Source organism: Alteromonas sp. DYW1 (genome assembly GCF_059752595.1).
The window spans coordinates 379,719-394,169 of record NZ_CM186038.1; the positions used below are offsets into that span (position 1 = coordinate 379,719).

Sequence of the window (14,451 nt, forward strand, 5' to 3'; positions counted from 1 at the left end):
TCCTGCGGATTTACGCCGCTAACCTTAGACCAATAGATACTCCTTGAGCAAATAATTAGATTACAGTCGGCTTATGTTAGCTTGAAATGAACGTGGTACAAGAGTATTAAACTTGTACATAATATCGTCAGTTTATTTTACACTCCGTTAACCTTGCAACATAAAAATCTAATAAAATCAGTTATTTAAGTTTTGGCACGGATCAAGCATGTAAATAAAAATCAAGCGAAAGATGGTGTTTGCTTTCACCATCAATACACGTAAATTGATTAAGGAATAGATTGATGACTTTAAAAATAAATAAACAAGCTGGGATTTTAGTTGCCGCAGCAGTGGCGTCTGCTTTCGCAGCTTCAACAGCACAAGCGACTCACTTTCGTGGTGCTGCGGTTGTACCAAGTGTAGATGCTAATGGTCTGTTAACCATTGACGCAAAGTCTTTTTGGCGTTTGCAAGCTGGAACGTCTGCTGGTAATTTCCCGCACTCCGGTATCGGCATAGTGACTGTCTCTGATGGGGCTTCATTCAACACATCTATCAGCGATATTGCGATTTCTCAAGATTTGAGTGACTCGCGCCGAGCCGAGATTAATGAAGATTTCGAGCTTCAATTGCCAGGTGCTGGTTTATATACATTATCTTGGTCATCGTCTTCTTGGGTAAGTGGCGTTCCGAATGCTGGTGGTGGTTATGGTACGACCTCGACCATTTTTTGGGACGGCAACACCGCCAACAGTCCAATTCAATTTGATCTTGAAAATATCCAGCAGCAAGTGATTGGCGGCAGCGCTTATTCTGACAACTTAGATGCCGTAGGTGTAGGCCTAACATATGATGACACGTTTTTATCGCGTGGTATGAGCTCTCAGGCGCGTGGGTTTGATATCGATGCAACGGGGCAGATTAATATCTCTGCTACCGATACGGCGTTGTACACTGACAACGGCTCGAATGACGGCGCGGATGAAGCGTTTAGCGGCAAAATTAATGCGACCGACGGTAGCTCTGTAGAATTTGTTTGGTTGTTTGACACTGTTGATACGCAAAACGCAAACCTAGCACCTTCGATTACTGACGTAGTCATTAATGCACTTGTGGGTGACACGATTTCTGAAACCTTAGTGGTTACAGATCCAAATGCGGGTGATGTACTAACAACGTCGTTTATCTCTTTCCTTGGCACAGGTGGTGCTGTCGGCGGTTCAACGTTCGATCCTAATACACTACAGTTTAACTGGGACTCAAGTGGTTTTGGAGCGGGTACTTATGTAGCAACATTTGGTACTAGTGATGGTTCTTTGACTGACCAAGGTACAGTGACCATTAATCTGAGCACTCGCCCTCGTGATCCTAGCGTGTCTGAGCCAGGTACTCTGGCAATCGCTGCAGCTGGCCTCCTAGGTCTGGCAATGTTTAGACGTAAACGTAAAGCGTAAGTTTAAAATTGAGCATTCAAAAAGGTAGCGTTAAGCTACCTTTTTTGTATGTTGTAAGATTTGATCTATGAAATGCCGTCACTGTGGAAGCCAAAATCGCACTAGTCAATGTTGTGAGCTCAAAATATCAAGCAAGCCATGGAGTGGAGTAGCAAAGAAAATTTCAGTGCTAGATGCAACGTTACACCTGAAAGGAGCTCTACAACAAAACCAAACGTCAGTGGTTAGAGCAATCATTAAAGCCTTGGAAAAAACCTGCTCGAATAATAATTACTTTCTGTACTATAAAGGGCTAGTGAGTTGGAAGAGTGGCCAAAAAAGTATTGGTTTTGAACTTATTCGTAGCGCTTATCAACAGGGTTTACGCATCACCGAGCTTAGTATTAATCTGGCGGCTTTAGCAGTGCAATTACATCAATATCGATGTGCTCAGAAAGTGCTAAAACACCTATCAGCTGCTACGTCTCTGCCGGTCCCCACACTGAGACACGTATTTGATTTAGCGTTGCAAGCTAAAGAACATAAACTAGCAGCGGAATTCGCCACTCAATTGATTGCCCAAGAACCTAGTATAAAACAGCATTATTTACAGGCGATAACCGCCTTATCTGCCGCAGGCCAAGTACATGAAGCGGCTTCACTTGCCCAAAAAGCCAGTCAACAGTTTTCAGAAGATGTTGAATTACAGTTAACCTGTGTGAGTCTTTTAGAAAGGGATAATCAGTTGACCGAGGCACAGGATTGCTTCGCCAAGATAAAATCACCTGATTTCACCGATCCGAACGTAGCAGTTATTTACTCACGCTTGCAGCGCCGGAATAACCGTCTTGACGAAGCTAGGGCATCTCTGGAAGTTGTACTCGCTTCCCATGGTTCAGATGATTTATCAGCGGATTTTTGGGCAGAGCGACTTTTAGTGGCGCGTGCAACAGGGCGAGTGCAAGAGGCGCTTACTAGTGCCGATAGGATGCATATAAAGCTCACGAGTGAAGAGGTTCAATTACAATCAGCAAGCGTCGATGCTGAACTAAACCAAATAGCCGCAATTCGTTGGCCAATCCTGCATGCGGACGAAGGCCCAATGATTTCTCCGGTATTTATCGTTGGTTTCCCTCGCTGTGGCAGCACCCTACTCGAGAAGTTGATATTCACAGAATACCAATGCTCGAATGCGGACGAGTCAGTTGCCATGGAGAAAGCAGAACAGCTAATCTACGAAACCTGTGGTGTGGCTTGGTGGCAATTGAAAGATAATGCGCAGTTACCTCTTTCTAGTATTAGGCAGACGTTACAAGAGTATTATGTGATCAATGAACAAGGTGGATCGCCTTCATCAATGGCATATGTCATTGATAAAAATCTTACTAACCTTGTCCGTTTGCCCCTTTTGAGTCAGTTGTTTCCTCGCGCTCCCATCATAAAAGTGCAAAGGAACCCATTGGACAATGTCCTGTCATGCTATTTTAGTCAATTCGCACATTCGCATCCTTGGCAAAAAGATCTTGAACATGTCACTGCCCATTATCTTCGCCTTGAGTCGCATTGGCAGAAGGTGAAGGAGAGCGTTGAGAGTCCAATAATAGAAGTCCGCTATGAGGATATCGTCAATGCAAATGGGTTGACTAAAGAGCTATCTACTTTTTTAGATCTGCGCTGGGCTGCGCCAAAACGTGAAGATAAGATTAAGCCAACTTTAATGTATAAAAGTAATACAGCTTCATACGCACAAGTAGCAAATTCAGTAAATAGTAGTAGTATTAATTTTAGTGAAAAATACCGTTCTCAATTGCCCAAAGCTATTTTGGAAAAGCTAGCGAGTTCATAAAATAATTACGCCTAAAACAGTTAATCAAGGAGATTATATGCATCGCAGGAAGATAAGGTTTAACGTGGCTTTAATCATTAGCACAATGCTGTTATTACCGTTAATTGCGAGAGCGAGCATAGTGACTGAAACTCCAGCGCCGATTTACGATATGAATGAATCGGAGCTCTATCAGTTCCTACAACGGCAGAATATGGTGCTTAATGGTTTTAATTTAGACAGTATCTCCCTGCCTGAACAGGTCAGTAAGAATATTGGCGATAGACAAGCATTAGGCTTAGTTGGACAGTTACTTTCGAAAAATGATGCCCGTGGTCCAACTGCCTTAGCCAATTATCTAAAACGTTTCCCTAATGATTTTGTGGCGATGTATTTGGCGGCTAGCGAGCTTTTAAAGCAAGAAAAATACCGAGAGGCGGAATTAACGCTACAGGCAATCCTTCAGGCTCAACCGAACTTTCATTCAGCAACAAATTTATTGGGCCTATTACGCTTATTGCAGCAACAATATGACGTCGCTGCACAAATCTTTGCACGCGTTCTTCTCACGGATAAGAATCCCAACGAAATGGCAGCTAAGTACATGGCATGGTTGGGGATCAGAAAGGGCGACAATGAACAGGCTGAAGTTGCACTAGCAATGACGGTCAGTAAAATCCCGAGGCCATACACGCAAGTACCTTTGGTATTATTGGATTTGGCTGAATTATATCGGCGTCAAGGGAAGTATGAGAAAGTTGCAAGTATTCTTGAGCCACTAGAAGTCTCTGAACCAGTGTCAGAATTAATGAAAGAAGCGTTGGCAAGACGCTTTGAGGCCGTCACTCTGATTGGTGCTACTCAAAAGGCTGAAATTTACCTTAGCGCTGTTCAAGAGCTCGTAACACTAGAGCCATTGCCGGTAAAGATGTCGATGGCACGTCTATCTGCCCAGCAGGGAGATTATAATCGTGCACTCGCTTTCATTGAAGAAAGTAAAACCGATAATCAGGAATTTGAACTAAAACGCTTATTAGAAAAGGCACAGATCCAAGCAGTGGCGCAGGATTTTGAATCGGCAGAGAAGACCTTGTCGGCCTATTTGCAACTTAACAACCCAGTTAAATTTACAACCTGGTCTAATTATATGGAAACGATGATTATGCTCGGGCGCGGAAATGTGGCGTTGGAGAAATTAAGAGTTTCTGTCACAAAGTATCAAGATCAAGACCTATGGTTACTTCTTGTTGATTCGCTTATGAAAGCGGGGGACCTTCGTAGCGCTCAGAGAACACTTGATCGAGTACTAGCGGATAATCCCAAATCTTCACCAGCTTTATACCGCAAAGGGATCTTGTTGTTTGACCAAGGCGATAATCAAAATGCTGCTTTAGCCTTTGAGCAAGCGGTAGAGACTAACCCAAATAATATCGATGCCTGGATGGCTCTATTTGGTGCTTTGCATGATCATCGTGTCCATAATCATGCCAGTGGTATGGCAGCAACCGAACACGCGGATTTGATGCCACTCTTTGATAAGGCCCTGAAAGCAAATCCTGATTCCATCAAATTACTTTATGAAAAAGGCTTAACGGCATATTCTGGAAGTGAGTTGCAATTGGCTAAGCAAAGTTTTGATCTCGCGGTTGCTAAGTCACCGTTTCATATCCCCTCATTGGCCATGGCTGCAATTGTTCGAGCGGATTTGAATCTTGCTTCTCAGGAAAGCCTTGCATTAGCCAGAAGAGCGGAGACGCTGTCACCGCAAAATCCTGCAGTATTGGATGCGATGGGCTGGTCCCTGGTCAGGGCTGGAGAGCCGGATGAAGGACTGCAATATTTGAGTAAAGCACTACAGTTGATGCCGGGCGATGAAGCTGTTTTAGCCCATATGGCTGAAGCGCATATTGCCAAGAGTGATATGAGGCTAGGACTGCAATATGTCAAAGATGCTCTAAAAGGAGTATTGCCTGATCATACCGACCAGGCGTTAAGAGAACATTTGGTCCGTTTAGATCCCAGAGAGAAACTTTCCTTAGACGTGAATCTGATCAATGGTTTTGGTGTGGGAGAAAGCGCGGGCAGTATTCTTATTACGCAAGAAGAGGGTGGTGTCAGGGTAACGGCTGATGTAACCGGACTGCCAGCCGGTTTAAATGGTATGCATTTTCACGAAAAACCCAGTTGTGAGGCAGGAATGCAGCAGGGCGAACGCGTAGCAGGACTAGCCGCTGGTGGGCATTATGGACACGGTCACATGATGATGGACATGGGCGCTATGGACATGAGTTCAATGAGCGCGGAAGAACATGCTATGCATATGCAAATGATGAAGCCTAAAGGTGACCTCCCGCCACTACCAATTGCTGCGGACGGAACCGCTAGTGACACAGTGTTCGGTGCAGATCTAACGCTGGAGGAATTGCGAGGGCGGAGTTTGATGATCCACCAAGGCCCTGATGTTGATGGGGTATCTGGGCCTAAAATTGCCTGCGCGGTGATCCCGTAAACCCTCTGCAAATGATTGCTATGACTAACCCTTCGAGTTGGTCATAGCGTATTTCAATTAATACTACAGTGTCGAACTAGACCGCTACAGCTGACATGTTTGCGGCTATTCTTTGTTCATCAAATTCGGGTCGGAGGCGATGGAATGAAGAGAACGCTAGCATGCTTTGGGCTGTTGCTATGGTTAATGCCATTGACGACTAATGCCAAGTCCTCGGCCGTCCAAAGTTATCTGTCGAATTGGTTGGATACTGTGGTGGGTCAGGAGTTGGAGTTTTCATTTGAAAAGCGCAAAATTCAGTTCCGCGGCTGCAAACAAAAAGCTTATGATTTAGTCATTACGCGACAATTTGGCGAGCGTTTTTCTGTCGATATGTCCCTCGGCTATGCCAAAGGCCGCAACAGTTTTGGTGTTTACTCGCATACCGTAATGGTCAAAGAATTTCAGCTGATGCCGCGCTGGCAGCTGGGTGAGTTTGTTGTCGGCGTGGGTGTCAAAAAGCAGTCGTCACATTCGTTGCGTTCTTCGCATGCCGCTAGCATTGAGTTGCCCCTGCGCCAGGCATGGGCAGTAGAAATTGACTTACCCACGTTCAATACTGCGCATGATTTCCGTATGAAGCTTGAACATGAACAGTGGCATAGCGCGGACAACATGAACACGTCGATGCGAAATGCTACAAACAACGCTCTTGCCATTGAATATACGATTGCGTTTTGAGCGATGGCTACCGTGAGGCTGATCAAACCAGTGGCTTAACTTCGCCGCAAAACTAATGTTTCGGAAATCTTATCTTGTATTGCTTGTCGATTAGGATCCCAATAAACCTGTAAAAAGCCCATTAAACCTGTCGCTAAACCTGCGCCATAGCCGCCGTAGCGGCCAAAGCTTTCCCACAACGTGGGCGTGCGTCCATCAATCCTGATCACATATATTCCCATTAAGCGTTTGCCAGGCGTAGCACCGTTCCAAATGGTTGGAAATGCACTAAAATATAGCGCAGCCCAACCAACGCCAATACCTAAATCCGCAGCAACGGCTTCGATCGTATCAATCACACTAAACATCGGCCCTTCAGATTTTCCTTCTGTTGCCGGCTCTGGGCCTACTTTCGGATTGGGCTCAGCCGCACTTGGGTCACTGGTTTCAGCAAGGGATTGGGTCGCTAATACATTTTTTGCTGCAGTAAATTTTTGCTCTGCAAGTAGGGAGAGCTCCGCACTTTCTGCTGGCGTTAAACTCGTGTCATTGGCCAAAAACTCTTCTGTTAACGCTAACATTTCTGCAGTGCTAAGGTCTGATTCAGCATACACTTGTGCGTAATCATCAACCAGTGAACGTTTACAAGCTAAGTCTGGGCAACCATTCCACGCCAACATAAGTGCGCCAGTTGCAATTGCTTGTGCACCGGTTAATGGCCCCTCTGTGACCTCAGAAGTTTGTTCGTTGACTGTTTCGATAATGCCGTAAATAACAGCGAACATTAATATGGCTATCACTATACTTAACGCAATTCGAGTGCGTCGAAAGCGCCGCTGGCGAGCCAGACGAATATTCGTGCGCAGAAATGTTATCGCGGTAAATCCAGCCAAAAAGAGTGCGTTCAAAGAGCTCAAAATAACGACACAGAAAAGGTCGATAATGAGGGCGACCAGTCGACGTGACGGCGACGCAATGGGTTGGCCCAGCAAGTGATCGGCGATACCAAAAGCATAAGGGGTTACCGTATTTTTATCATCGCGTTCGGGCTTAACGGGTTTGTTTGGCGCCAACTCTGAGTCTAATTGAGTTGCTTCGCGAATCGCAGGCTGCTGCATACCATTGACTATTCTTAACGGACGGAATAAGCAAAGCATAGCGACTTTTGCGCGGCGATTAAATATTAGCTCAATAAAAAGGGCGCTGAAGCGCCCTTTATTGATTACCGCGTTCGCTTATTCGGTTTCATTGACTGGAAAACCACGGTCACGCATAAGTGCTTCTACCTTGGCATCACGACCACGGAACTTACGATAAGCTTCTGCAGGATCCATCGCGTTGCGGATAGAGAACAAATACTTCACTAAGCGATCACCGACCTCTTTGTCATAGAACCCTCCAGGAGCTTCAGCAAATGCCTCGGCGGCATCCGAGGTTAAGACTTCTGCCCACATATAGCCGTAATAGGCTGCGGCGTAACCCTCACCTGAGAATACGTGACCAAAATGTGGCGAGCGGTGGCGCATCACGATTTCTTCCGGCATACCTAACGCAGCTAACTGCTCACGCTCGAATGCATCCGGCTCGATGCTTGCCGGATCAGTGGTGTGATACAGCAAATCAATGATCGCTGAAGCCATGTACTCAGTGGTTTTAAAGCCTTCGTTGAAGGTAGCCGCGGCTTTAATTTTGTCGACCAACGAAGCAGGAATCGGTTCGCCCGTTTCATGATGCACAAGATACTGATTGATGACTTCATCAGTGAGTAACCAACGTTCCAATAATTGTGATTGGAACTCAGTGTAATCACGTACACCCGAGTGTGACGTTGGGTATTTGACGGTTGCTGACAAGAAGTGTAGCGCGTGGCCGAACTCGTGGAAGTAAGTCTCAGCATCATCCCATGAAATAAGGGTTGCCTGGCCTTCCGGCGCTTTAACAAAGTTACTGTTGTTAGAGGTTAATGCACTTTCTTTACCATCAAAAGTTGTCGGGCTGCGGTACATAGTTGCCCAAGCACCCGAGCGTTTACCTTGACGCGCGAATGGGTCGAGATACCATAAGCCAATGTGTTCTTTACTGGTTTTGTCAGTGACTTCCCACACTTTTACATCAGGGTGAAATACTGGTACAGAACCTTCTGGCACTGGGGTGAATTCAAAGTTAAACAAGCGCCCAGCCACATAAAACATGGCGTCACGGAGTTTATCCAGTTGTAGGTACTGTTTAACTTCATCTGAATCTAAGTCGTACTTAGCTTTACGAACTTTCTCCGCGTAAAAACGGTAATCCCAAGGTTCAATCGTGATATCTGCGCCTTCAGCGTCAGCAATTGCTTGCATATCAGCAACTTCTTCCTCTACCCGAGCGATAGCTGCTGGCCAGACTTTCATCATTAGCTCCATCGCATTTTCAGGATTCTTCGCCATGCGATCTTCAAGACGCCACTGGGCATAATTCTCGTAGCCAAGTAATTGAACGCGCTCGTGCCGAAGTGTCAGGATCTGTTTGATTAACTCGTTATTATCAAACTCATCCGCATTGTCGCCACGGTTGTAGTAAGTCTTCCACACTTTCTCGCGCAGCGCGCGGTCAGTACTGTAGGTTAAGAATGGGTCCATCGAAGAGCGGGTATTGGTGATGGCATACTTGCCTTCTTCGCCTCGTTGTTCAGCAGCTGCGGCAGCAGCGGCAACAAACGATTGCGGTAATCCATCGAGTTGCTCAGCCGTGATATACAGGACGTAGTTCTCTTCGTCAGCGAGTACATTATTCGAGAACTTGGTGTGCAGTTTGGACAACTCTTGATTGATCTCGGCATAGCGCTTCTTCGCTTCAGCCTCAAGGGTTGCGCCGTTGCTAGCAAAACCATTGTAGGTTAACCAAGTGATACGCTGCTCTTCGTCGCTGAGGGATTTTAACTCTTCACTTTCATAAACGGCTTTAACACGAGCAAAGAGTGCCTCATTTTGCGTGATTTTAGAGAAAAAGGCAGAAAGCTTAGGGGCCATTTCAGCCTGAATTTCACGGAATTCAGGGCTCGACATATTTGAGCTCCAAATACCCCAGTAGGTGAATACACGGTTGAGTGCGCCACCGGCTCGCTCCATAGCAACAATCGTATTTTCAAACGTCGGCGGCTCTGGATTATTCGCGATGGCTTCAATTTCCGCCATATTCATGTCCATGGCTTTTTCCAGCGCGGGCTTTAAGTCGCTCAGTTGCATATCGTCAAACTGTGGCACTCCGCCATATGGGCCAGAGTACTCTGCCAATAATGGATTTTGAGTCGTGGTTTCAGCGGCGGTTGCTGCAGCTTCTGGTTGGGCTGCACTGGTTTGTGCTTGTTTTGATTCAGAGCAGCCACCTAATGCCAAAAGGCAGGCCATGGCTGTTGCGGTTAATAGGGGTTTGTTCATGTTATTTCCAAACAGTTGTCGTTGTTTTGATGTTATCGTAATTATAATAATGTCAGGGACTGTTTATCCCATGAGACGCGCCGTACAGCGAAACTTTAGTGTAATCCATTCCATCCCTGAGTACCACGGTGGGTGAGGCTAGCGGCTACTCAAACACGATAGTTTTATTGCCATGCACAATCACACGATCTTCCAAGTGAAAGCGTACACCATTTGCCAGCGCGGTTTTTTCACAGTCTTTCCCTTTGCGAACCATGTCTTGTGCGCTATCTGAATGACTAATGCGCATCACATCTTGCTCGATGATTGGTCCTTCATCTAGATCGGCCGTGACATAGTGACAAGTCGCGCCAATGAGTTTAACTCCGCGATCATAGGCTTGCTGGTATGGCTTAGCGCCTGCAAATGAGGGCAGAAAGCTATGATGGATGTTAATCGCTCTGCCAGCCCAGCGTTGGCACATCGCATCGGGTAAAATTTGCATAAAGCGAGCGAGCACAACTAAATCGATCTGAAGTTCGGTTAAAATCGATTCGATTTGCGCAAATGCCTCAGCTTTTGGCTGTGCTTTAAAATCAACATGATAAAACGGTATGTTGTACCAGTTGGCGAAGGATTCGATATTTTTATGGTTAGCGATAATACAGGGGATATCACATTGTAACTCGCCCGTATGATGGCGATGCAACAGGTCAACTAAACAATGAGATTCGTGACTAGCAAGGATTGCTACCTGTTGTTTTTGGGCTGAATCGTTCAGATGCCAGCGCATATTATATTGATCGGCGAGCTTAGAAAATGCGTCAGTAAAACTCGAGTGATCAACTTCAACGCTATCCGCTCGGATTTCATGGCGCATAAAAAAGCGCCCGGTGCTTAGGTCGGTATGGTGGCTGGCTTCGATGATACTTGCCTTGTGTTCTGCCAAAAAGCTGGCGACGGCAGCCACAATACCCACCTGATCAGGGCAATCAATAACAAGTCGATAGGTTTGTTGCATAGGTGTTGTTGAGGTTAATTAGATTACCTCAGAGCATACCATCTAATCTGGCTTAAGTTAGCATCTGTTGTTCTTAGCTATGCATTTTATTAACGCCGAATGGGTAGAATGAAATTTGATTATTTTCTTATTCAGATCATGATGTTTACTCTGTAGCGCGTCTAAGCGGTGAGCGTTAGTGGTCAAAATATCACCAGTTTGCGTATGTTGATTTATCTCCCTTTATTCGGAGTCAGCGTGTGTCAAACTACCTAACAATGGCAATTCAAGTGCTTAATGATAAGACGCAAACGGCGGTTGCTCGTCAAATTGCGGCGGATATCCTGAAAAATGCAGGTCTTAGTCGTGATGATATTTACCGTTACCAAGTGCAGAAACAGCTGACGGTTGAAATGCCCGATGCACCGGTCATTTTCTTAGCTTAATGACCATGAATGTCGGATGGGATAGCTGACACCTTGCTTACCCGAAACTGACTCAAATAAGTGCATTTGGTCCACGGCTTGAGTGAAGCTGAAACTGTCCTCTGGCATGGGCGAGTCATGCCTATATTTACGCGCCAATGTAACGTGCGGCCGGAATTTTGGATGGGTACGTAAATCGGACAGTACATGCTCTTTTATCGTTGCTTCAATGCTGGTTTGTAGCTGCAACAATGCCGGTGCTGGATGGCTATCAGTCAAAAATGCGATGGGAGGTTTACTCCAATAGCCCGTTTGATTCAAATTGAGATTAAATGACGGTTTATCGAGTTGATCCAGACACCCGATCAAGTGCTGTTGTTGTGCAACGTTTATCTGTCCTAAAAATAGTAGGGTGAGGTGGTAGTTGGCCGTAACAACCGGCTTGCTATTGGATAATTCGGGCCATTGTGCGGCTATCCATTGCGCAATAGCTAGCTTGTTTGCAGAGCTTAGATCGATGCCAATAAAACAACGCATGCACATTAGCCTTGGGGATAGAAGACATTGTCGTTTATCCTAATGCAACTTGCAGTTACCACGCAATCAAAAGGCATTAGTACAGTTGGCACCCACCGAGCTCCCCATACAGCAGCATTTGTCCACGCTTACTCAAATGCTTGCTGAGCGTAATTTACTTTTAACTGCCGCTCCTGGAGCGGGCAAATCCACCGAGTTACTGCTGCATTTGCTCAACTACTATCCAGGACAAGGGAAGATTGTAGTACTGCAACCGAGGCGGGTGGTGGTGCGCGCGCTGTCAGAGTACTTGGCAAATCGATTAGGCGAGTCAGTGGGGCAACGCGTCGGTTATCAGATTAGGGGAGAACGTCGGATATCAGCGCAGACGCGCTTAGAGTTTATTACCGAAGGGATCTTAGCTCGTCGTATTCAACAGGATCCGGAGCTCGAGAATGTCAGTGTTTTGGTGTTTGATGAGTTTCATGAGCGCAATCTTCACAGTGATTTCGGTCTGGCTCTAGCACTCGATGTGCAGCAGGCCCTGCGTGAAGATTTGCGGTTACTGGTGATGTCTGCCACTTTGATTACCGATACACTCCTGCCATTGTTACATCCTGCCCACGTATTTGAGGTTGAAGGTCGTCAATTTCCGATAACCTATCACTATCATACGATTAATACTCAGCCACTCAATACACAACAATTGAGTGCGTTGGTCCTGAAGGCTCTGACCGAGCATGCGGGAGACATTCTTGTATTTCTGCCAGGGCAACGTGAAATCGACACCACTTTGCAAAGCTTACAAAGCAAGTTACGTGCAATGCCAATGGTTAGGTGTTTACCTTTATATGGGGCCTTAGGAAAATCTGCACAAGCGCAGGCATTAGCTGCGCCTGAAGAGGGACTACGCAAAGTTATTTTGGCAACCAACATTGCTGAAACGAGTCTTACAATCGAAGGCGTACGCGTGGTTATTGATACCGGTCTTGAGCGTCAGTTCAATTTCTCGCTGGCGTTGGGTACTGAGAAAATCACAACACGCCAGATAGCGCAGGATTCCGCTGCACAGCGCGCTGGCCGGGCTGGTCGAACAGGTCCAGGCGTGTGTTATCGGCTTTGGTCAGAAGAGCAGCAAGGGCGACTGCCAAAAGCGCGGGCAGCCGAAATTTTACAACGCGATATTAGCGATATTTATCTACAAGCGTTAGCGTGGGGGTGTGAGTTATCGCAGTTAGCATTACCCACTTTGCCGACAATTAATCAATGTGCACATGCTCAAGAGGTATTGCGTGCTATTGGCGCAATCGATGGTGCTGGAAAAATCACTCAGCATGGCAAGTCGATCGCCAAGATACCACTCAGTGTTCGTTTAGCTCATATGATGTCTACACTAAAGGTCAAACTATCGGCACAGCCAATGTTACTTTCTGTTGCGGCCGTCGTCGCGCAATGTCTCGATAGTAGTGAAGTAGCGCAAAATATGTGGCTGGCTGACTTCATGAAAACGTTATTGAGCAACCGTCACCGTCAGCAGCTAAAGGCAGCCGAGCGTTTATGTAAATCGCTGGGTATTGAATTTCACGCCAATTGGTCAAGTGCAATCAGTGCAGAATTTGTCGCCGAAGTAGTGGCTATGGCCTTTCCTGACCGAGTTGCGAAACGCATTGGTGCGGAATACAAATTAGCAAATGGTAAACGCGCATACTGTAAATACGGAGAGCAGCAAGGCTTGCCCGAATGGCTGGCGATCGCACAGATGGTGATGCACTCCTCGGGTAAGCTATTGATCAGCAGCGCTCAGCCAATAACGTTTGCCGCTATTTCCGAGCTCTTTGGTACACAAATGAAAAATGATGTTGCAGTTGAGTGGGATGATAAGTCGCAAAAGATGACGGTCATGCAGACTCAGCGTTTAGCTAACATCAGCATCGCAGCCCAACCTGTCGACAGCCGCGATGGTGACTATTCAGCCCAGATTATGCGCACGTGGCAAGAGGTGATACAGCGTTATGGAATGGCTTGGCTACCGATATCAGACTCTGGCCTGGTACTCGTTAATCGGCTGCGCTGGGCGCGCTTGTTGTGTCAGCGTGAAGCATTATTGCCCTTTCCTGATCTGCGTGACGCCGCTTTGCTTGCAGATATAGATAGCTGGCTATTGCCGCACCTTACAGAGTATCGCTCGCGTAAAGCGTTGGTTAATCTAGATTGGCAGCAACTTTTCCTAAGTCAGCTGGATTGGTCACAATTGCAGTGGTTAAACAGTGCAATTCCGACGCATTTTGAACTTCCAAATGGTGATCGTTTAGCCATTACATACCCACCTTGCCCTGAATGTTTAGACGCACAATCGCCGTTGCCTAGTATTGCCGCTCCGATGCAGTGGCTATTTGGTTTTGCTCAATCTCCAAGTGTTGCTGAAGGGCGGTTGGCGCTGCAAATTGAGTTGCTGTCGCCGGCTCGGCGCCTGTTGCAAAAAACTCAAGATCTGGCTGCATTTTGGCAGAGTGATAGCTATCAACAAATTAAGAAGGAAATGCGAGGTCGCTACCCCAAGCATGTATGGCCAGATGATCCGGCAAACACTGCAGCCACTAAACTAACCAAAAAGCGGATGCAAAAGCCGCAGCAATAAAAAACGCGGGGCGACGGACCTCGCTG

Annotated in this window: 10 protein-coding genes; 6 read left to right on the top strand and 4 right to left on the bottom strand. The window is 46.4% G+C overall.

The genetic code is table 11. From position 1 onward, the window contains the following. The first annotated feature begins 284 nt into the window (after nt 1–284). The 4 genes from AC121Z_RS01735 (at nt 285) to AC121Z_RS01750 (ending at nt 6,469) form a co-directional block, all read left to right on the top strand. Entirely contained in the window at nt 285–1,436 is a 1,152-nt protein-coding gene (locus AC121Z_RS01735; RefSeq protein ID WP_498126131.1) for a PEP-CTERM sorting domain-containing protein, read from the top strand. A 166-nt stretch (nt 1,437–1,602) separates the two neighbouring features. Then, complete coding sequence (locus AC121Z_RS01740) at nt 1,603–3,261, top strand: tetratricopeptide repeat-containing sulfotransferase family protein (protein WP_498126133.1); 1,659 nt, start codon at nt 1,603–1,605, stop codon at nt 3,259–3,261. A 64-nt stretch (nt 3,262–3,325) separates the two neighbouring features. Further along, nucleotides 3,326–5,749, top strand: coding sequence for a tetratricopeptide repeat protein (locus AC121Z_RS01745; protein WP_498126135.1), 2,424 nt, complete (start codon nt 3,326–3,328; stop codon nt 5,747–5,749). A 144-nt stretch (nt 5,750–5,893) separates the two neighbouring features. After that, nucleotides 5,894–6,469 (top strand): hypothetical protein, encoded by a 576-nt coding sequence (locus AC121Z_RS01750; protein WP_498126137.1) that lies wholly within the window; start codon nt 5,894–5,896, stop codon nt 6,467–6,469. 35 nt (nt 6,470–6,504) lie between these two features. Here AC121Z_RS01750 and AC121Z_RS01755 read toward each other — a convergent pair whose 3' ends face one another. The 3 genes from AC121Z_RS01755 to purU all read right to left on the bottom strand — a co-directional run bounded on the left by AC121Z_RS01755 (nt 6,505) and on the right by purU (nt 10,867). After that, a complete protein-coding gene (locus AC121Z_RS01755) occupies nt 6,505–7,566 on the bottom strand; it encodes an RDD family protein (RefSeq protein WP_498126139.1) in 1,062 nt (353 codons plus the stop codon). Between the two features lie 117 nt (nt 7,567–7,683). Continuing rightward, entirely contained in the window at nt 7,684–9,867 is a 2,184-nt protein-coding gene (locus AC121Z_RS01760; RefSeq protein WP_498126141.1) for a M3 family metallopeptidase, read from the bottom strand. Between the two features lie 145 nt (nt 9,868–10,012). Next, on the bottom strand, nt 10,013–10,867 hold the full coding sequence (purU, locus tag AC121Z_RS01765) for a formyltetrahydrofolate deformylase (RefSeq protein ID WP_498126143.1): 855 nt from the start codon (nt 10,865–10,867) through the stop codon (nt 10,013–10,015). A 239-nt stretch (nt 10,868–11,106) separates the two neighbouring features. Here purU and AC121Z_RS01770 point away from each other — a divergent pair, with 239 nt between their 5' ends. Continuing rightward, nucleotides 11,107–11,292: a hypothetical protein gene (locus AC121Z_RS01770; protein WP_498126145.1), complete on the top strand. Its 186-nt coding sequence runs from the start codon at nt 11,107–11,109 to the stop codon at nt 11,290–11,292. Here AC121Z_RS01770 and thpR read toward each other — a convergent pair. Further along, on the bottom strand, nt 11,284–11,808 hold the full coding sequence (thpR, locus tag AC121Z_RS01775) for an RNA 2',3'-cyclic phosphodiesterase (protein WP_498126147.1): 525 nt from the start codon (nt 11,806–11,808) through the stop codon (nt 11,284–11,286). The two genes, AC121Z_RS01770 and thpR, sit on opposite strands and share 9 nt — an antisense overlap. 49 nt (nt 11,809–11,857) lie before the next feature. Between thpR and hrpB the strand changes: the two genes are divergently transcribed. Continuing rightward, a complete protein-coding gene (gene hrpB / locus AC121Z_RS01780; RefSeq protein ID WP_498126149.1) occupies nt 11,858–14,425 on the top strand; it encodes an ATP-dependent helicase HrpB in 2,568 nt (855 codons plus the stop codon). Nucleotides 14,426–14,451 lie beyond the last annotated feature (26 nt).